Source organism: Ewingella sp. C233 (genome assembly GCF_055407225.1).
On the sequence record NZ_JBUZRI010000004.1, the window covers coordinates 255,365 to 273,060 of the forward strand.

A 17,696-nucleotide genomic window follows, 5' to 3' on the forward strand; every position below is an offset into this window, starting at 1 on the left:
AAACCTAACTGCTAGGTTTATGGATAAACTCATGCCCACAATTCTCCGCTTTTCAGGATGGCTGATTATGGTTTACAGCCATGACCATCTGCCGCGCCATATTCATCTGAGACGCGGCGATCAAAGAATCAAAATGGCTTTTAATCGTGACTCACTTAACTACGACACAATGGAAATTTACGGAGTCACTACGTTCGCGGAGATCAAAAGTTTGTTTCGTTATTTAGAAGCAAATATCGTCACGCTCAATGCTGAATGGGAGAAAATCCATGGCACCAATGACACGATTTAAAGCTGCGCTGAAGCGTGGAGAGCAAACGGCAAAAGACCCTTCACGTCCTGTTTCCGTCGAATATCGTCAGGAACAGCATGCATTTATGATCATGCACGGCAATGGCGTCGGGTATCTGATCAATATTGATCTCATTGCCGAACTCAAGCACGCCACTCAGGAGCAACTGAATACCGCAGAAGTCGATGGATTCAGCAAAGCATTGCGCATTCCCGCGTGTGACGTTGATATTTACCTGCCGGGATTACTGGCAAAAATCCTTTTCGAAGCCAGTGATTTGCAAAAAATTGTCGCGTCAATTAATGGCGCAATGCGCAGTGCATTAAAAGCCAATGCCAGCCGTGAGAACGGGAAAAAGGGCGGGCGGCCGCGTAAAAGTACAGAATCCGAATAATTAAGATCACAACGTTTGATGAAGAATAGGTTCGCCCACAAAAAAGCCGCGACTCGCGCGGCTTTTTACGATGTGTTCGAGCGGGTTATCAGCTGCGAATTTTACGGTAGATAAACAGCACCACCAGCGCGCCGATCACGGCGACGATAAAGCTGCCGAAGTTGAAGCCATCTACGCGACCAAAGCCGAAGAACGTACTGATATAACCACCGACCACGGCACCGACGACACCCAGAACCACGGTCAGGATAAATCCACCGCCATCTTTACCCGGCATGATCCATTTCGCCAAAATACCCGCAATCAGACCAAAGATAATCCAGGATAAAATTCCCATTTTTGACTCCTCCAAATAAATTTCATTTCCGTGAATGTTGTTGAGCCTTTATGGCATAAAACAGTACGGAACGAATGTCGTTCTGTTTTCGGCGCTGTGAATAATCAACCGTAAAACGTTTTTCTTACCCTACACAGTGAAGTCTAGCAGAAATCCACAAACTCGCTCAAAATCAGGAGGAAGGAGAATTAATCGTCAATTTATGCTCTCTTTTTAAACCGGTGTAAGGCTTCCCGGCCTTTCGTCAACCGGCCGCAGCGGCCTGTAAAATTGCGTAAAAAGTATACCAAATTTTTTGAATAACTTCCTCAAATCAATCCGTTTTTCATCTGCCCCAGACAGGCCTATTATTCACACATCGAAAGGCAACCACCTTTCTAACTCATAACCTGAATGGAATAATCATCATGAAAAACGTCAAAATTTTTGCTGTAGCTGCGACCCTTTCCCTGATCTCTTTCGGAAGTTTTGCTGCTGAACAGGTCTCCCAACCCGCTGACGGCGCACAGAAAATCGGCGTGATCTCGGTAGCAGGTCCAACCACTCTGGGTGGGTTGGAAAATAAACTGGCCGCTCAGGCAAGTGACGCGGGGGCTTCTTCTTACCGCATCATCTCCGTGACCGGTAACAACCGTATGCACGCAGACGCTGAAATCTACAAATAAGCCCGTTTAGCCCGTAAAAACCCTCCAGTGAGCAAAAAGCCTGCGGAAAGCGTCGCCCAGCGATGTCTCTCCACAGGCTTTTTTCATTTTTAATGTCCCTCTTCAATTCGATCGTTGAGAATTTTCTTACCTGCCGATTGCTTATGTTACAAGGTATTACTATTCTGAAACCTACGTTCATCAGAAGGGAATGCCATGAAAACTCGTATAACAGCCGCACCCACCGAAAATGATATCGAACAGATCAAAATTGGGATGCGTAAATTCAACAGCAATTTTATTCCGCAGCAAAAACTCCGTGCGTTAGGTATTTTTGTCGAAGATGAAAATGGGGATAAACAGGCGGGTATTGTGGCTGAAACCGTCGGGAATTGGATGTACATCCAGATTCTGTGGGTCGATGAATCCCTGCGCGGTCAAGATGTCGGCACACAGTTGATGAATGAAGCGGAAGAAGAAGCCAAAGCGCGTGGCTGCCGTTATGCGCTGGTCGATACGTTGAGTTTTCAGGCCCGGCCATTCTATGAACGCATGGGTTACAGTATGCAGCTGGCGCTGGAAGATTACGTGGCGGACACCCGCGCCCCGGCAGATGCGCCGTCCGCCCATACCCGCTTCTACCTGACCAAAAAACTCTCGTCCCCTGAGAGCTGATACCATGACCGGTACCGTATTTATCGCTTTTGCCGTTCGTCTCACGACGACGAAACGTTAACCAAAGGAAAGAGTAATGAGAACGCGCATGACCGACGCCCCCACCGCGGCGGATATCACTGACATTATCGACGGCCTGCGTGGCTACAATACAGGCTTTATCCCTGAGCAGTCCTTTCGCGATCTGGCCATTTTTATAGAAGATGAACAGGGTAAGAAGCAGGCGGGGATCATCGCTGAAACCGTCGGTAACTGGTTGAAAATAATTTATTTATGGGTCGATGAGTCGTTGCGTGGTCAGGATATCGGCACGCAACTGTTGGGGGATGCCGAGCAGGAAGCCATCGCGCGCGGCTGCCAGTATGCGATGGTGGATACCTTCAGTTTTCAGGCACGTCCGTTTTATGAACGTCACGGCTACCATATGCAGATGGCGCTGGAAGATTACATCGCCGATATCCGTGCACCGGCAACAGCCCCTTCCACCCATACCCGTTTTTATCTGACTAAAAGATTTGTCTGACGCTGTTCTGGCAAGTCATAAAAAGCGCAGCAGGACAGCTTCCCGCTGCGCTTATTGCAAACATTACTTCGCTGGCAACGCCAGCCACTCCTGAACGGACGGGCGCTGCCACTGAGCATCGGCATAAGCCACCAGGTTGTCAGGCATTGTGTCACCGTTTAAATGTAAACGGTTAAGCATCAGCGCCAAATCCGTATCCGCGATACACCATTCACCGAACAAATTCTCCCGATCTTCCAGCAAGCGCTGTGCGGCGCTGATCAGCTTTTCAGCGGCAACCTGACCTTTCGGCGTCAACGGCGGACATTTTTTGCCACCAAATACCACTTCTGTTGAGCGCTCTTCGCGGATCGGCATTAAGTCGCTGCGCAGCCACGCCTGCACTTCACGGGCTTTGGCACGCTTTTCCGGGTCAGCAGGGTAAATTGCCGGGAAGGTCGGCGCGGGGAAGAGCTCTTCAACGTACTCATCGATGGCGGAAGATTCGGAAAGCACAAAGCTACCGTTGGTCAGCGTTGGCACGCGGCGCGTCACAGAAATCGCGGTGTAGTGATCTTTCAGGTTTTCGGCATCCGCCAGATCCACTGTCTCCAGCTCAAAAGGGATGCCCTTTTCCGTCAGAGCCACAAATGCAGACATGACGTACGGGCTGAAATATTGGGCGTCGGAATAGAGTGTCAGTGAAGGTTCGCTCATCGGAACTCCTGAAAAATTTGGCAAAAGGATGAAAAACATAGCGCAGAAATGACGTTGTGTCGCCGACAACACGTTTCGAAGGCAAAGAGAGTCGCGGACAATTTCTGCCCGCGAAGGCTTATTTAAGGCGGAAAACCTGCACGATTTTATTCAACCGGCGCGCCTGATTTTCCAGTAAGGCTGAGGCGGCCGAGGCTTCCTGCACCAGCGCGGCATTCTGCTGGGTGACGCCATCCATCTCATGTACAGCCTGCGTCACCTGACTGATGCCACGCGATTGCTCATCTGACGCGGAGACAATTTCCGCCATAATATCGCGCACATCAGTGACCGCTTTCATCATCTCTTTCATGGTTTCACCGGCGTTTTTCACCAGACCGACGCCGGCATCCACACGCGATGTGGACTCCGCGATCAGCGCCGAAATCTCTTTCACCGCCTCGGCGCTGCGCTGGGCCAGGCTGCGGACTTCTGACGCCACCACGGCAAAGCCACGCCCCTGTTCACCGGCACGGGCGGCCTCTACCGCAGCATTCAGCGCCAGAATATTGGTCTGGAATGCAATGCCGTTGATCACCGTCGTGATGTCGGCAATACGGCGCGAACTGTCGTCAATTTCCCCCATAATGCCGACAACGTCGCTGACCATACGATCGCCTTTCTGGGCGATTTTCGTCGCATTGGCGGTTAAATCGGTCGCGGTGTGGGCATTGTCGGCGTTCTGTTTCACCGTCGCGGTCAGTTGCTCCATGCTGGCGGCGGTCTGCTCCAGCGCGGCAGCCTGCTGCTCGGTGCGCGCGGCTAAATCGATATTTCCTGCGGCTATTTGTGATGCGCCGCTGCCGACGGAGTGACTGGTGGCAATAATTTCTGTCACCACCTCCCGCAACTGGGCCTGCATGGTTTGCAGCGCAAAGAAGATGCTGCTGCGGTCGCCTTTCTGCGTGACGATCGGCTGCGTCAGGTCGCCATCCGCGACGGTCAGGGCGATCCGTGCGGCCTCAAAAGGCTCACCGCCCACCGGCCTCATTACTTTGCGGGTGAAAATAACACTCAGCACCGCAAACACCAAAATAATGCTGATCACCATCAGGATCATGGCGTTACGCAGCTGGCGGTAACTTTCTTTCATTACTGCATCTACCGGCGCGATAATTCCCATCATCCACGGCGTGGCGGTATTGCCGATTTTCACCGGCATATAGACCGCCAGGGCGCTTTTTCCCATCACCGGATCCTGCTGTTCGCGGGAAAAAGCTTTACCCTGCTGCACGCTTTTTTGCAGTGCCGGGTCATTTTGCAGCGGACGGGTGATCAGGGATTTATGGGGATAAGAGATGTAATGGCCGGACTGAGAGAGCAGCAGCGCGTAGCCGGTGCCTTCATAGGGCTTAATATTGTCAGTCAGGGTCTGGAGAGTTTGCAGCGAAAAGTCTGCCGTAACTGAGCCGATAAACCGGCCATCGACTATGATAGGTACCGCAATCGAGGTGAGTAAGGTCTCCACGCCGTTATACGGGTAGCTGTAAGGCTCCAGAATCACCTCTTTTTTCAGCTTGCGCGGCAACAGGTAATAGTCGCCGCTGCCCGGTTTTTCGTAGTCCGTCAGGTTGTGCAGCGTGACTTTGCCGCTGGTGTCGCGGTCAACGTAGCGTACAAAACGGCCTTCGGGATCTTCCCCCTCTTTACCGGCAAAATCATCGTCTTTTCCGTCAAACGCGTCCGGCTCCCAGGCCAGTGACATCGACAGAAAATCCGGGTGACTCTTCAGGGCGTTGGCGAGCAGTGTGTCCGCCAGTTGCCGGTCCGCGTGGCCCGCCTCGCGCAGGCTGATCACGCTCTGCACCAGATCACGAGCGGCATACAGCGCGGTATCGAGTTTTTGCTGGGTGATATAAGCGTCAGTTTGCGCCGTCTGCTCAAGATAGCGATGTGCAATAGCCCGCTGCTGCGTGCCCGACTGCCAGCTCAGCAGACCGACGATAGTAATGTAGCCGAGGCTGATGGTGATCAGCCCGACAATCAGCATCAGCGTGCGGGTCCGCATCGGGCCGCGCTTTTTTACGGCGCGCGGCGCCTCATGGTGCAATTTATTTATGGAATTCCCCGGAACACATCGTGCAATAAAGTGGCTGTTTTGCGCTGTCCCTGGCGTGTCTGGCACCCTGCGCTGACGCATGGCGGGTCTTCCGTTATCGTCTATATCATCGGCATATCGCGGCGTATCTTTAATCGATAGGTGATCTATCTCACACTTATTTCACGGGCGAATTAAACGTTTCGCATAGCACGGCCATCTCCCTATACTGCTGAAATCCCCTGATGTCGGGCTTTTATTCCAGGAACAGACCATGAAAAAACGGAACCTTGCCTTCGCGATGCTCCTGCCGCTGCTGATATCCGCAGCGCACGCTTCCTCTCCCAGGGAGATCAAAGCGCGATTCAATCAGTTTAAGGTTGGCGATAAAACCATCTGTCTGGATGAATTTACTTATCCCAATAACCAGAAGATGAAATCGTTCGAGAACGGATTTATCGTCGGTAAGAAAAATAATGTGCTGACTTATCAGATAGTCAGTATGTTTTTACTGGGCAACGACGTGACAGCCAATGTGAAAGCCATTGTGGAGAGCCGGGCGGGGAAAGACGGGCTGAGCACCACGTTCAAGCAGGCCTTTATCGACGTGTCCGGCATGGACAAACCAGAACAGGCCGACGCGAAAGCCAAAATCATCAACGATTTCCAGCAGATGACCAGCGCGAAGCAGGACGTTCTGCCCTACAGCTCGATAGTGCTTAACGATCAGGGTTATGTGATCACTACGGTGGAAACCAATGGCACCAGCGTCAGTGAATGCTTTGTGACACCCTTTAAAACCCCCACCAAGGATTGATGCGAATGACCGTTTTATCACCGATGAGCGAAGCTTTTTACCTGACATTTTATGAGGTGATGGCTGAGGATTATGCCAAAGAAAATGTCAAATCAGGCCGCTGGCCACAGCAGAATTCGCTGGAGCGGTCACGAGATGAACTGACAGAGTTATTGCCACAGGGCATTGCGACACCGGATAACTTTCTGTTTGAAATCAAAACAGGGGAAGACGGACAAACCGCCGGTTATATCTGGTTTGGCATCAATGAACGTCGGGGCGACCGTAGCGCGTTTATTTATGAAGTGACAGTCTTTGAAGCATTTCGCCGTCAGGGCCATGCCCGCGCCGCCTTTTTGCAGCTTGAGGAGAGAGTGCGCGGACTGGGGCTGAAATCCATCGGGCTGAATGTGTTTTATCACAACAGTTCCGCGCAGGCGTTATATGCCAGTTTGGGTTATGCGCCGACCAACATGACGATGTTGAAAAGCTTAAACGCCAGTTAACAGCACCGATCAGCGCTGATATTTGATGAATTCTGTCAGTACGCCAATGCGGTCATACAGTTTGCGGGCGGTGTGATTAGACGTTTTGGTCGTCCAGTAGACATTGGCTTTATCGTTCTGGTCCGCGTAGGCGTACACCGCTTCAACCAATTTCTGTCCGATACCCAATTTGCGCGCGCTGTCGTCAACGTACAAATCCTGCAAATAGACCACCTGCTTCATGTGCCAGCCGTGATCGTGGTTGATGCAATTGACCAGCCCGACCAGCTTTCCCTGATGCTGCGCCACATAGCCAAACATGCTGGCATAGTCAGGCTGTGACAGGCGCTGGAAAGTGTACTCAAACTGCGCAGGGTCGAGATCTGACTGGTAAAAGTCCAGATAAGCGCGCCACAGACTCTCCCAACCTTCACGGTCAGCGGGCGTTAACGGACGGACGGTGACCTCTTGCGATGAACTCATACGACGCTCTCCTCAAATAAACCAGTACCGCAGTAACAGGCCTTCACGGCCAAGTGTGGGGATAATGTATCAGGTCATGAAAACGGACGATATCTGTGCTTTCATTGCGGTAAGCATGCGGGCAATCCGCTGCAAATCGCAATGCTTCACCGGCATGAAGCGCCCGGATCACGCCATCGACCTCAAGCGTTAACTGCCCCTCAAGCACGATCACATGCTCAATCACTCCCGTCTCATGCGGCGACGATTCGCTGACCCCGCCCGAGTCCATCTCAATCAGAAACATATCCATGCGCAGGGCAACGTCAAAAGGAAACAGCGGCACCACGCGCATGCCGGAGGTCTCGCTGTCAAAGGTAGATAACAGGCCATGACGATGCAGCGTTGACGACAGTTTGGGGGGCGTTTCGATAAATTCCGAAAACGAGACATTCAGCCCACTGGCGATTTTCCACAGCATCGCCACCGTCGGGCTGGACTCCCCGCGCTCAATCTGGCCGAGCATCGCCTTACTCACACCAGTTTTCTCCGCTGTCTGACTGAGGCTCCAGCCGCGTTCGGCGCGCACCGCTTTGAGTTGTTTGCCTATCCGTTGGGCGAGTTCCTGCATCTGGCTTCCTTCATTCGGGCTGCTGAATGGGTGTTGTGCGTTATAACGCACGGTGATATGTTGAGCGCATCACCTGTGCGCTATAACGCACAACAGAATACCGCCGTCGTCGCCTGACCAGAAGGATTTTCACTCATGACCTCCCGATTAAAGGATTTCACCTTTTCCGCCGTGATCGCCGGTTTTGTGGCGGTAATGGTGGGCTATACCAGTTCGGCGGCGATCATCTTTCAGGCTGCCGAAGCCGCAGGGGCGAGTGTGGTGCAAATCGGCGGGTGGCTGACGATGCTCGGCCTCGGCATGGGCGTGACGTCCATCGGGCTGTCGCTCTGGTACCGCACGCCGGTCGTCACGGCTTGGTCCACGCCGGGCGCAGCGCTGTTAGTCACCAGCCTGCCCGGCACGTCGATTAACGACGCTATCGGGGTGTTTATTTTCGCCACTGGATTAATTTTGCTGTGCGGCGTCACCGGCCTGTTTGCCCGGCTGATGCACTCTATTCCGCAGGCGCTGTCGGCGGCGATGCTCGGCGGCATCCTGCTGCGCTTCGGGATGGACGCCTTTACTTCGTTGCAAAGCAATTTCCCGCTGGCGGGCGCAATGTGTCTGGTCTATCTGCTGGCCCGCCGCCTGCTGCCCCGCTACACGATCGTCCTGACGCTGGCCGCCGGGCTGATTGTTGCCGCATGGCAGGGCAATATCGCATTGCAGGGCCGGGCACTGACTTTTGCCACACCGGAATTTGTGATGCCGCACTTCTCACTGGCTGCCCTGCTCGGCATCGGTATTCCGTTTTTTGTGGTCACGATGGCGTCACAGAACGCGCCGGGCATCGCCACCCTGAAAGCCCACGGCTATAACCTGCCGGTTTCCCCACTGATTTCCTGGACCGCGCTGGTTGCTCTGATCTTAGCGCCGTTCGGCGGTTTTACCGTCTGTATCGCTGCCATTACCGCCGCAATCTGCATGGGTGAAGAGGTGCATCCTGACCCGAAAAAGCGTTATATGGCGGCGGTGGCGGCGGGCGGATTCTATCTGCTGGCTGGTCTGTTTGGCGGCTCGATAGGCATGCTGTTTACCGCGCTGCCCACGCCGCTGATCCACACCATCGCGGGGCTGGCGCTGCTCGGGACCCTCTCAGGCAGCTTGCACCGGGCACTGGCTGAAGACAGTCAGCGCGATGCGGCCATTGTTACGTTCCTGATCACCGCGTCCGGGCTTTCGCTGCTCGGGGTGGGTTCCGCCTTCTGGGGTCTGGCGGGGGGAGTGATCACGCATTTTATTCTCGGTTATTCGCGCAAAAAAGCGGTGTAAATGTTGAGGCCGTTCATGTTCTGGGTAACAGCTTTTCGTAACACGGTTTAAAGTGATACCGGTCACATTTCTGCCCGGCTAAACGCTCTTTACTGGTCCCTATCCTGCCGTCAACGCTGCTGTAGCGGCGCCCAATAAAGAGCGAAAAAAGATGAATATTGACACCCAATCCTGCGTCGTCACCGGTAAAAAAGATGTCTCCGTGGTCGATCAGCAGATCGACTACCAGGGCCAGGGAACGCTGGTCAGAGTGACCCGTGGCGGTATCTGCGGCTCCGATCTGCACTATTATGAGCACGGTCAGGTCGGCGACTTCAAGGTACGCGAAGCGATGGTGCTCGGCCACGAAGTGGTCGGTGTGGTGGAAAAATCAGACACTGACCGGCTGAAACCTGGCCAAAAAGTCGCACTCAACCCCAGCAAGCCGTGTAAAGCCTGTAAATACTGCCTTTCCGGCGATGAAAACCAGTGCACTACCATGAAATTCTTTGGCAGCGCCATGTATTTCCCTCATATTAACGGCGCCTTCACGCAGTACAAAATTGTCGGCAGCGACCAGTGTATTCCTTACGACAATCAGGTCAGTGACCGCCTGATGGTGTTCGCTGAACCGCTGGCCGTCGCCATTCATGCCGTCAATCAGGCTGGTGATATCAGCGGGAAAACGGTCTTCGTTTCCGGCGTCGGCCCGATTGGCTGCCTGATTGTGTTGGCAGCGATTGCCAAAGGCGCGGCAGAAGTTATCGTCACTGACCCCAGTGAACGCTGCCGCACGCTGGCACTGGCCGTCGGCGCGACCCAAGCGCTCGATGCCGCAAATGGCGACTTCACTGCATATCAGGCTGAAAAAGGCTATTTCAATGTCTCTTTCGATGCGTCAGGTCACCCGTCCTCCATCCGCCGCTGTCTGGAAGTGACCCGCGCCCGCGGCACGCTGGTACAGGTAGGCATGGGCGGTGCGGTCAATGATTTTCCGCTGATGATGCTGATTGCCAAAGAGATTAACTGGGTCGGCAGCTTCCGCTTTACCAAAGAATTCAACACCGCCGTCGAATGGCTGGCGAATAAAACCGTAGATCCGATGCCGCTGCTTTCCGCCGAATTCCCGCAGGAAGATTTGGTTGAAGCGCTGGAGTTTGCGCTGGATAAATCCAAAGCGTCTAAAGTGCAGTTGGTGTTCTGAGTCTGCTGACTGAATCACAATATTAAAACAGCGTTTCATTTTAAAATGTCCCCCTGATTTTATGTCACGGGGATTTTTTTATGCACAAGGCCAACGGCAAAAAACAGGTCGCACTGTTGCTGGCAGACGGATTTGAAGAAGGCGAAGCGGTGATCGTTCTGGATATTCTGGAGCGTCTGGATATCAGCGTCACCACGCTGGCCTGCCAGCAAAACCAAACACTGCGCAGTTACCACGGCATTCAGATGCAAGCCAACGAACTGCTTTCCGCGCAGGGTGACCGGCTGTTTGACGCCGTGGTGATGCCCGGCGGCCCTGAGGGTTCCATGGCGCTGGCCGCCAGCCGCGACGTTGTGGAATTTGTCCGCCGTCATGACGATGCCGGTAAGCTAATCTGCCCGCTGTGCTCGGCCGCCGCACGTGTTCTGGGCGGCAATAATCTGCTCAAAGGACGCCGTTACGTCTGTTCCGGTGACCTGTACAAAGACGTAAAAGACGGCGTGTACGTGAATCAATCCTTTGTCGAGGATGGTAACTTATTGAGCGGAAAAGGATTAGGGCTGGCGTTTGATTTCGCTTTCCAGCTGGCTTACCGCCTGACCGGCAACGCCGACGTCACTAATTTTCAGGCCGACCATATCGACTACCACCACTGGCGTGCAGATCAAAAACTCTGATTTGGCGGCGGGCGGCGCAGGTCGTCCGCCCCTGCCATCATGATGTCCGATTTTGGCATGTTCTCTTCACCTCTTCTGGCGCAGACTGACTTCACACCCAACAGATGGAGTCCGAAAATGACCAAAAGCGCCTTATTAAATATCGACGTACAGCGTTCGTTCGAACACCGCCCGTTCTGGAAGGAAGAGGATTTACCGGCATTCCAGGATGCGCTGACCCGTCTTATTGACGGTTGCCAGACGCGCGGCGTACCGGTGATTGATGTGTTCCATGTCAATCCCGACGGTCCTTTTTCACTCGAATCCGGGCTGGTGACACCGATGACTTTCCTCAGCCATACGCCGCAAAAAACCGTCCATAAACATGTCCACAATGCGCTGCTGGAGTCCGGCCTGGATGCTTGGCTGCGTGAGCAGGATATCTCTGACCTGATCATCGCCGGGCTGCGTACCGAACAGTGCTGTGAAACCACCACTCGCGTGGCGTCGGATATTGGCTACAAGGTGACGTTCGTGACTGAAGCGACCATGACCTTTCCGATGGCCCACGCCAGCGGCGCAACCTTCTCCACGGCCGCCATTAAACGCCATACCGAACTGGTGCTGGCCGACCGTTTCGCCACCATCACCGACGTTGACGGCGCACTGGCGCAGCTGGACCCGGCTGTGTGAAGATGGCGTTTTCGCCGCCGTGACATAAAGAGGCCTCTATGGCGCAGGACATCTATTTCATCACGCTGCCGGGCGTCATGGCACTCGACCTGGCCGGTCCCGGCGAAGCATTGCGGCTGACGGGCGCTTTCCGGCTGCATTACGTGAGCCCGCAGGAAGAAGCCGAGATGTCCACCGGTCTGGTGGTCGGGCGGCTGCAACCGCTGCCGGAAAATCCTGCGCCGGGCAGCCTGATTATTGTGCCGGGGGTTGAACACTCGGCCGAAAACTTCGCGACACCGGTTGCCGTGGTAGCACGCGACTGGCTAAAACGGCAAAAACTGGCCATCGAACGCGGCGACATCACGCTGGTGTGTATCTGCTCCGGGAGTCTGCTGGCCGGTCAGGCTGGCCTGCTCGACGGTTATCAGTGCACCACGCACCATGACGTGATCGCCCGTTTACGCCAGCAGGTGCCCGCCGCACAGGTGAAAGACAACCGCATTTTTGTCGAAGACCGTTTTATTCTGACCAGCGCGGGGATCACCGCCGGCATCGACCTCTCGCTGCACATCATTTCCAGCCGTCTCGGCGCGCAGGCCGCGCTGGACGTGGCCCGCGAGATGGTGGTTTATTTTCGCCGCGCGGGCGATGACCCGCAGCTGTCGCCGTGGCTGCGTTATCGCAATCATCTGCATCCGGCTGTTCACCGTGCGCAAAACCTGATGGCCGCGGCGCCGGAATCCTCATGGCAGGTCGAAGAGGTCGCCGTGAAATCCCACATCAGCAGCCGCCATCTGACACGCCTCTTTAAACAACATCTGGGGATCAGCGTGCGCGACTACCATGAACAACTGCGCATCGCGGTCGCCAGCCAGCGGCTGCAACAAGGTTTCGGGATTGAGAAAGCCGCACTGGCGGCGGGTTTCACCTCAGCAAGGCAGTTCAGACGGGCTCAGGAGAGGTGGATGGAGAGTTAACTCACCCATTTTCGCCGGTCCACTTTCCTCAGTAATATCGCCAGTATCAGGCTCCCCAACAGGCCGCAGGTAAAAAGAAAAGCGACGTTGAGCAGCGGCCATTGGGGGAAACCGATACGTGCGGCGCGCAGGCCGATAACGATAAGGGCGTGAAAACCGTAGATTGCCAGCGAATGGCGGGAGATCAGCGCTAATCCCGGCAAAATGCGCGCTGATAACATGTTTTTGCATATCACATACAGAGAGAGGGTGGAGATAAACACCAGCGGGCCGCAGTAGACGTAGAAGGTATCGGCGAAGTTCTGATTAATCAGTGACTGATGCCGTGTTCCCCAGGCGATGCCCAGCGTACTGAGAATAAACAGAGCGCCCGCCGCCACGCTAATGCCGGTTTTCTGTGTATTCATCATGCCGATGGCGCGGCCCATCAGCGCATAAAGCAGATAATAGAATGTATCACCGCCGATATAGAGATTGAGCGGTAAAAGATGCACGCCCTGCCAGTTCAGTATCGGTAGCTGCGGATTAGCCAGCACACCGAGAAAAATTCCCGCCACCAGCACATAGCGTCCCGTCACCTCTTTTACGCGGATAAATGGCGAAAGCAGGTAAATCACCACGATCGCGTAGAAGAACCAAAGGTGATAAAACACCGGTTTTTGCAGAATATGCTTCAGGGAGGGCCAAAAACCGATATTTGTCAGGCTGTAGATATAAATCAGCGACACCACGCTGTAGAACAGCAGGCAAAGTCCGATACGTAAGAAATGCCGTTTCGCGGCGCTCTTCTCACCAAAAAACAGGTAGCCGGAAATCATAAAGAACAGCGGCACGCCAACCCGCGAGGCAGAGTTCAGAAGGTTTGCCACCGTCCATTCGGCAGAATGGATCGCCGGGAAATTCACCACCTGTGCCGTGCTGGCGTGGATCATTACTACCATCATGCAGGCCACTGCCCGCAGATTATCTATCCAGCTGATTTTGTGACTCATCGACTGCGCATTCCTTCCCCTGACTGAGTTGATACCGCTCTGTTGGCAGGTTAACGGGCCTGAGCATGGCTAACAACCTGAAAGTCACACTCTCAGAAAGTGCTTAACCTCACAAAGGGTGATTGCACCACGGTCAAATAATCGGCAAAATAGCCGCCATTACTGCCTCCGCCTGCGTTACCCGCCCGGACAGTCCCTATTTTCTTGCTGGTTATTTTCTCTTAAAGAGCCAATTAATTAGCCTTACGTCTGTGAAATAACAACAATGCATAACTCTCCAAATACTGCGTCCCTTCTGGGCCGGCGGGCGCTTCTGTTCCCTCTTTGCCTGGTGCTTTTCGAATTCGCCACCTATATCGGTAACGATATGATCCAGCCCGGTATGCTGGCCGTGGTGGCAGGTTTTAACGCCGGTGAAGAGTGGGTACCGACGTCAATGACGGCCTATTTAGCTGGCGGTATGTTCCTGCAATGGCTGCTGGGGCCGCTGTCGGACCGCCGTGGGCGTCGCCCGGTCATGCTGGCCGGGGTGGGCTTTTTCATCATCACCTGTCTGGCGATTTTGTTCGTGCAGAGTATTGAACAGTTTATGGTGATGCGCTTTTTACAGGGCATCAGCCTGTGCTTTATCGGCGCAGTGGGTTACGCAGCGATTCAGGAATCTTTCGAAGAGTCGGTGTGTATTAAAATTACCGCGATGATGGCGAACGTCGCCCTGATCGCCCCGCTGCTTGGGCCGCTGGCCGGTGCAGCGCTGGTGCAGTTTGCGCCGTGGGAAACCATGTTTGTGCTGTTCGCCCTTCTGGCCGCGATTGCCTTCTGGGGTTTGTGGAAATCCATGCCGGAAACCGCGTCGCGCCTCGGTGAAGCCTTCTCGATGAAAAGCCTGTGGAAAGATTATAAAGAGGTGCTGAGAAACCGTCAGTTCCTGTGCGGCGCTCTGGCGATTGGTTTTGCCAGCCTGCCGCTGCTGGCGTGGATTGCGCAGTCGCCGGTGATTTTGATCAGCGGCGAAGGCCTGCCCCCGTTCGAGTACGGTCTATTGCAGGTTCCGATTTTTGGCGCGCTGATTATGGGTAACATCACGTTGGCGAAGCTGACCGGTAAACGCAGCGTTGAGCAGTTGATCAAACTGGGTGCAGGCCCGATGGTGCTCGGTTTAGTGATCGCCGCCGCCGCGACGCTGCTCTCCGGCCACGCCTACCTGTGGATGACCGCCGGGCTGAGCTTCTACGCTTTCGGCATTGGTGTGGCGAACGCCGGTTTGTACCGCCTGACGCTGTTTTCCAGCACCATGAGCAAAGGCACCGTTTCCGCCGCCATGGGGATGATCAGCATGATGGTGTTCACGTTGGGTATCGAACTGGCAAAAGTGGCTTACGTCGGGGGCGGCAGCGGATTATTCAATCTGTTCAACCTGATCAGCGGCCTCTGCTGGCTGGCGCTGGTTGCCGTGTTTATCCGCCGCCGTCAGGTGTTTGTGGCACCTAATAACGCGGCGTAATATCCGTAAACCTTGCTGCTCTCCCTGCTAAGGAAGAGCAGCAAAAAACGTTAAAAAAGGCCCATCGGTTTATCAGAGTACGAGACCAGCAGACATTTGGTTTGCTGGTAATGGTCCAACATCATCTTGTGCGTTTCTCGCCCGATACCCGACTGTTTGTAACCCCCGAACGCCGCGTGCGCAGGGTAAGCGTGATAACAGTTGGTCCATACGCGGCCAGCCTGAAGATTGCGTCCCATGTGATAGGCCACGTTGCCGTCGCGGCTCCAGACGCCTGCGCCCAGTCCGTAAGCGGTGTCATTGGCGATTTCCAGTGCTTCTTTCATGTCTTTGAACGTTGTCACCGCCAGCACCGGTCCGAAAATCTCCTCCTGGAATACCCGCATACTGTTTTTACCCAGCAGGATGGTCGGTTGCAGGTAGTAGCCTTCGTTAAGCGCCCCTTCCAGTTTTTTCTTCGCGCCGCCGGTCAGCACCTGCGCGCCCTCTTTTTTACCGATTTCGATGTAATCCAGAATGGTTTTCATCTGCCCGGCCGAGACCTGCGCCCCCATCTGCGTTTCGGCATCCAGCGGGTTACCGGTTTTGATAGCTTCCACGCGTTTGATGGCCCTTTCCATAAAGCGGTCGTAAATCGACTCCTGTACCAGCGCACGGCTCGGGCAAGTACAGACTTCACCCTGATTGAAGGCAAACAGCGTGAAGCCTTCCAGCGCTTTATCGAAGAAGGAGTCCTCTTTGTCCATGACGTCGGCGAAGAAGATATTCGGGGATTTACCGCCCAGCTCCAGCGTGGCCGGGATCAGGTTCTGCGCCGCGTAACCGGCAATCTGCTGGCCCACTTCGGTGGAACCGGTAAAGGCCACTTTGGCAATACGTTTAGACGTCGCCAGATATTCGCCAATCTCACCGCCCGCACCGTTAACCACGTTGATCACGCCCGGCGGCAGGATGTCTTTCACCAGATCCATCAGCAACAGCACTGAGAGCGGCGTCAGTTTGGCCGGTTTGAGCACGATACAGTTACCGGCGGCCAGCGCCGGCGCCATTTTCCAGCAGGCCATCAGCAGCGGGAAGTTCCACGGAATAATCTGCGCCACCACGCCCAGCGGCTCATGGAAATGGTAGGCCACGGTTTCGCTGTCGATTTCACTGATCCCGCCTTCCTGTGCACGAACGCAGGCGGCGAAGTAGCGGAAATGGTCGATAGCCAGCGGCACATCGGCGCCGGTGGTTTCACGGATCGGTTTACCGTTATCCCAGGTTTCGGCATTGGCCAGCAGTTCGAGATTCTGCTCCATGCGGTCGGCCACGCGGTTCAGAAGATTGGCGCGCTCCTGCACGGAACGCTTGCCCCAGGCAGCTTTGGCGTCGTGCGCGGCGTCCAGCGCCAGTTCAACATCCTCCTTGCTTGAACTCGCGACTTCACACAGGGGTTCGCCGGTAATGGGCGTCAGGTTGGAATAATATTCCCCTTTCACCGGCGCGACCCATTCGCCGCCGATAAAGTTGTCGTAGCGTTTTTGCAGTTTAAGCGGGAAACCATACTCTTCCGGTTTAACGGCCTGAGGGTTTTTGTCATAAGCCATGATGATGATCCTTATGCAGCGTAATGCGATGGGTGCGAAACTTTGCTCGCTGCATAAAGCGTAGGTGGTGAGAAAACAACCCGCGGGATGTAAAGAGAACTCTTCGAGGCGCCTCACAACTTTTCAACCGCAGGCGCACGGGATGTCCAGGCAGGTGATCAGGCAGGCGTGGTGCGGGCGAAACTCTCGCGCTGGTACAGGCGTTCCACCAGCGATATTAGTGTCGGATGTTCGACACACCAGCCGGGCGCCACGCGGCGAAAATTGAGATAGCCGATGCAGCAGGCGACGGCGATATCGGCCACGTTGAGGCTTTCACCATTCAGCAACGTGCGGTGTTTGGCATGCCGTTCGAGGACGTCGAGGCCGCGCAGCAATTTTGCGCGCTGACGGATAACCCACTCTTCGTTACGCTTGTCGGCGTCGCGTTTGCTCTCCAGCACCAGCGCCACGGCGGCGTCGGTGACGCCATCAGCCAGTGCTTCGACTTGCCGCACGCGCAGGGCTTCCAGAGGTTGCCACGGCAGCAGCGTTGGGGAGACATTCAGCAGTTCGATAAACTGGACAATGATCGGCGAGTCAAAAAACACCTCGCCTTCATCGGTAACCAGCGCCGGGACTTTGCCCAGCGGGTTAAATTGCGTGACCTTGCTGCCCGGATTGGCGGGCGGGTCATTGACGAAATCAAACGCGATACCCTTTTCCAGCAGCATCACGGATATTTTGCGTACATAAGGACTGGTGTAGCTGCCGATTAACTGCATCAAAGCCTCCGTCTCTTCTCAAAGCCTTGT

General features: G+C 54.7%; 21 protein-coding genes. 13 read left to right on the forward strand and 8 right to left on the reverse strand.

The genetic code is table 11. The annotated features are described in order from the left end of the window. The first annotated feature begins 31 nt into the window (after positions 1-31). Together ACZRKO_RS18680 and ACZRKO_RS18685 are read left to right on the forward strand one after the other, a co-directional pair. A complete protein-coding gene (locus ACZRKO_RS18680) occupies positions 32-292 on the forward strand; it encodes a hypothetical protein (RefSeq protein WP_463738738.1) in 261 nt (86 codons plus the stop codon). Then, entirely contained in the window at positions 270-686 is a 417-nt protein-coding gene (locus tag ACZRKO_RS18685; RefSeq protein ID WP_463738739.1) for a DUF2442 domain-containing protein, read from the forward strand. The genes ACZRKO_RS18680 and ACZRKO_RS18685 overlap by 23 nt, the downstream gene beginning before the upstream one ends. A gap of 88 nt (positions 687-774) precedes the next feature. On the opposite strand, the gene ACZRKO_RS18690 is transcribed toward ACZRKO_RS18685, so the two are convergent. Further along, positions 775-1,023 carry a GlsB/YeaQ/YmgE family stress response membrane protein gene (locus ACZRKO_RS18690; RefSeq protein ID WP_140474971.1) on the reverse strand — a complete coding sequence of 83 codons (249 nt, stop codon included), beginning with the start codon at positions 1,021-1,023 and terminating at the stop codon, positions 775-777. A gap of 407 nt (positions 1,024-1,430) precedes the next feature. On the opposite strand from ACZRKO_RS18690, the gene bhsA reads away from it, so the two are divergent. From bhsA to ACZRKO_RS18705, 3 genes are all read left to right on the forward strand, one after another. Then, positions 1,431-1,688 (forward strand): multiple stress resistance protein BhsA, encoded by a 258-nt coding sequence (gene bhsA, locus ACZRKO_RS18695; protein WP_463738740.1) that lies wholly within the window; start codon positions 1,431-1,433, stop codon positions 1,686-1,688. 195 nt (positions 1,689-1,883) lie between these two features. Then, on the forward strand, positions 1,884-2,342 hold the full coding sequence (locus ACZRKO_RS18700) for a GNAT family N-acetyltransferase (protein ID WP_463738741.1): 459 nt from the start codon (positions 1,884-1,886) through the stop codon (positions 2,340-2,342). A gap of 76 nt (positions 2,343-2,418) precedes the next feature. Further along, positions 2,419-2,865: a GNAT family N-acetyltransferase gene (locus ACZRKO_RS18705; protein WP_463738742.1), complete on the forward strand. Its 447-nt coding sequence runs from the start codon at positions 2,419-2,421 to the stop codon at positions 2,863-2,865. Positions 2,866-2,928: 63 nt separating this feature from the next. Here ACZRKO_RS18705 and yfcF read toward each other — a convergent pair whose 3' ends face one another. Next, a complete protein-coding gene (gene yfcF / locus ACZRKO_RS18710; RefSeq protein ID WP_463738743.1) occupies positions 2,929-3,561 on the reverse strand; it encodes a glutathione transferase in 633 nt (210 codons plus the stop codon). A gap of 118 nt (positions 3,562-3,679) precedes the next feature. Continuing rightward, complete coding sequence (locus ACZRKO_RS18715; RefSeq protein WP_463738744.1) at positions 3,680-5,608, reverse strand: methyl-accepting chemotaxis protein; 1,929 nt, start codon at positions 5,606-5,608, stop codon at positions 3,680-3,682. A gap of 304 nt (positions 5,609-5,912) precedes the next feature. Between ACZRKO_RS18715 and ACZRKO_RS18720 the strand changes: the two genes are divergently transcribed. Together ACZRKO_RS18720 and ACZRKO_RS18725 are read left to right on the forward strand one after the other, a co-directional pair. Then, the gene (locus ACZRKO_RS18720; protein ID WP_463738745.1) at positions 5,913-6,455 is read left to right on the forward strand and encodes a hypothetical protein; all 543 of its coding nucleotides are present in this window, start codon (positions 5,913-5,915) and stop codon (positions 6,453-6,455) included. A 5-nt stretch (positions 6,456-6,460) separates the two neighbouring features. After that, a complete protein-coding gene (locus tag ACZRKO_RS18725) occupies positions 6,461-6,940 on the forward strand; it encodes a GNAT family N-acetyltransferase (protein ID WP_463738746.1) in 480 nt (159 codons plus the stop codon). Positions 6,941-6,949: 9 nt separating this feature from the next. Here ACZRKO_RS18725 and ACZRKO_RS18730 read toward each other — a convergent pair whose 3' ends face one another. Further along, entirely contained in the window at positions 6,950-7,402 is a 453-nt protein-coding gene (locus ACZRKO_RS18730) for an N-acetyltransferase family protein (RefSeq protein ID WP_463738747.1), read from the reverse strand. 43 nt (positions 7,403-7,445) lie between these two features. Beyond that, entirely contained in the window at positions 7,446-8,012 is a 567-nt protein-coding gene (locus ACZRKO_RS18735; protein ID WP_463738748.1) for a helix-turn-helix domain-containing protein, read from the reverse strand. Positions 8,013-8,147: 135 nt separating this feature from the next. Here ACZRKO_RS18735 and ACZRKO_RS18740 point away from each other — a divergent pair, with 135 nt between their 5' ends. The 5 genes from ACZRKO_RS18740 (at position 8,148) to ACZRKO_RS18760 (ending at position 12,817) form a co-directional block, all read left to right on the forward strand. Continuing rightward, complete coding sequence (locus ACZRKO_RS18740; RefSeq protein WP_463738749.1) at positions 8,148-9,326, forward strand: benzoate/H(+) symporter BenE family transporter; 1,179 nt, start codon at positions 8,148-8,150, stop codon at positions 9,324-9,326. Between the two features lie 151 nt (positions 9,327-9,477). Continuing rightward, a complete protein-coding gene (idnD, locus tag ACZRKO_RS18745; RefSeq protein ID WP_463738750.1) occupies positions 9,478-10,509 on the forward strand; it encodes an L-idonate 5-dehydrogenase in 1,032 nt (343 codons plus the stop codon). An 80-nt stretch (positions 10,510-10,589) separates the two neighbouring features. Next, entirely contained in the window at positions 10,590-11,186 is a 597-nt protein-coding gene (locus tag ACZRKO_RS18750) for a DJ-1/PfpI family protein (protein ID WP_463738751.1), read from the forward strand. A gap of 117 nt (positions 11,187-11,303) precedes the next feature. After that, positions 11,304-11,858, forward strand: coding sequence for a cysteine hydrolase family protein (locus ACZRKO_RS18755; protein ID WP_463738752.1), 555 nt, complete (start codon positions 11,304-11,306; stop codon positions 11,856-11,858). A gap of 38 nt (positions 11,859-11,896) precedes the next feature. After that, positions 11,897-12,817: a GlxA family transcriptional regulator gene (locus ACZRKO_RS18760; protein WP_463738753.1), complete on the forward strand. Its 921-nt coding sequence runs from the start codon at positions 11,897-11,899 to the stop codon at positions 12,815-12,817. Here the strand turns inward: ACZRKO_RS18760 and ACZRKO_RS18765 are convergent. Then, entirely contained in the window at positions 12,814-13,809 is a 996-nt protein-coding gene (locus ACZRKO_RS18765) for an acyltransferase (protein WP_463738754.1), read from the reverse strand. The genes ACZRKO_RS18760 and ACZRKO_RS18765 overlap by 4 nt on opposite strands. Before the next feature lie 265 nt (positions 13,810-14,074). On the opposite strand from ACZRKO_RS18765, the gene ACZRKO_RS18770 reads away from it, so the two are divergent. Then, positions 14,075-15,313, forward strand: coding sequence for an MdfA family multidrug efflux MFS transporter (locus ACZRKO_RS18770; protein ID WP_463738755.1), 1,239 nt, complete (start codon positions 14,075-14,077; stop codon positions 15,311-15,313). A 50-nt stretch (positions 15,314-15,363) separates the two neighbouring features. Here the strand turns inward: ACZRKO_RS18770 and exaC are convergent, their stop codons facing one another. Beyond that, positions 15,364-16,902, reverse strand: coding sequence for an acetaldehyde dehydrogenase ExaC (gene exaC / locus ACZRKO_RS18775; RefSeq protein ID WP_463738756.1), 1,539 nt, complete (start codon positions 16,900-16,902; stop codon positions 15,364-15,366). A 158-nt stretch (positions 16,903-17,060) separates the two neighbouring features. Continuing rightward, positions 17,061-17,666 (reverse strand): glutathione S-transferase, encoded by a 606-nt coding sequence (locus ACZRKO_RS18780; protein ID WP_463738757.1) that lies wholly within the window; start codon positions 17,664-17,666, stop codon positions 17,061-17,063. Positions 17,667-17,696 lie beyond the last annotated feature (30 nt).

Coding starts and splice junctions, on each gene's coding strand:
- ACZRKO_RS18680 (WP_463738738.1), top strand. CDS start 32: ATGCCCACAATTCTCCGCTTTTCAGGATGGCTGATTATGGTTTACAGC.
- ACZRKO_RS18685 (WP_463738739.1), top strand. CDS start 270: ATGGCACCAATGACACGATTTAAAGCTGCGCTGAAGCGTGGAGAGCAA.
- ACZRKO_RS18690 (WP_140474971.1), bottom strand. CDS start 1,023: ATGGGAATTTTATCCTGGATTATCTTTGGTCTGATTGCGGGTATTTTG.
- bhsA (WP_463738740.1), top strand. CDS start 1,431: ATGAAAAACGTCAAAATTTTTGCTGTAGCTGCGACCCTTTCCCTGATC.
- ACZRKO_RS18700 (WP_463738741.1), top strand. CDS start 1,884: ATGAAAACTCGTATAACAGCCGCACCCACCGAAAATGATATCGAACAG.
- ACZRKO_RS18705 (WP_463738742.1), top strand. CDS start 2,419: ATGAGAACGCGCATGACCGACGCCCCCACCGCGGCGGATATCACTGAC.
- yfcF (WP_463738743.1), bottom strand. CDS start 3,561: ATGAGCGAACCTTCACTGACACTCTATTCCGACGCCCAATATTTCAGC.
- ACZRKO_RS18715 (WP_463738744.1), bottom strand. CDS start 5,608: ATGCGGACCCGCACGCTGATGCTGATTGTCGGGCTGATCACCATCAGC.
- ACZRKO_RS18720 (WP_463738745.1), top strand. CDS start 5,913: ATGAAAAAACGGAACCTTGCCTTCGCGATGCTCCTGCCGCTGCTGATA.
- ACZRKO_RS18725 (WP_463738746.1), top strand. CDS start 6,461: ATGACCGTTTTATCACCGATGAGCGAAGCTTTTTACCTGACATTTTAT.
- ACZRKO_RS18730 (WP_463738747.1), bottom strand. CDS start 7,402: ATGAGTTCATCGCAAGAGGTCACCGTCCGTCCGTTAACGCCCGCTGAC.
- ACZRKO_RS18735 (WP_463738748.1), bottom strand. CDS start 8,012: ATGCAGGAACTCGCCCAACGGATAGGCAAACAACTCAAAGCGGTGCGC.
- ACZRKO_RS18740 (WP_463738749.1), top strand. CDS start 8,148: ATGACCTCCCGATTAAAGGATTTCACCTTTTCCGCCGTGATCGCCGGT.
- idnD (WP_463738750.1), top strand. CDS start 9,478: ATGAATATTGACACCCAATCCTGCGTCGTCACCGGTAAAAAAGATGTC.
- ACZRKO_RS18750 (WP_463738751.1), top strand. CDS start 10,590: ATGCACAAGGCCAACGGCAAAAAACAGGTCGCACTGTTGCTGGCAGAC.
- ACZRKO_RS18755 (WP_463738752.1), top strand. CDS start 11,304: ATGACCAAAAGCGCCTTATTAAATATCGACGTACAGCGTTCGTTCGAA.
- ACZRKO_RS18760 (WP_463738753.1), top strand. CDS start 11,897: ATGGCGCAGGACATCTATTTCATCACGCTGCCGGGCGTCATGGCACTC.
- ACZRKO_RS18765 (WP_463738754.1), bottom strand. CDS start 13,809: ATGAGTCACAAAATCAGCTGGATAGATAATCTGCGGGCAGTGGCCTGC.
- ACZRKO_RS18770 (WP_463738755.1), top strand. CDS start 14,075: ATGCATAACTCTCCAAATACTGCGTCCCTTCTGGGCCGGCGGGCGCTT.
- exaC (WP_463738756.1), bottom strand. CDS start 16,902: ATGGCTTATGACAAAAACCCTCAGGCCGTTAAACCGGAAGAGTATGGT.
- ACZRKO_RS18780 (WP_463738757.1), bottom strand. CDS start 17,666: ATGCAGTTAATCGGCAGCTACACCAGTCCTTATGTACGCAAAATATCC.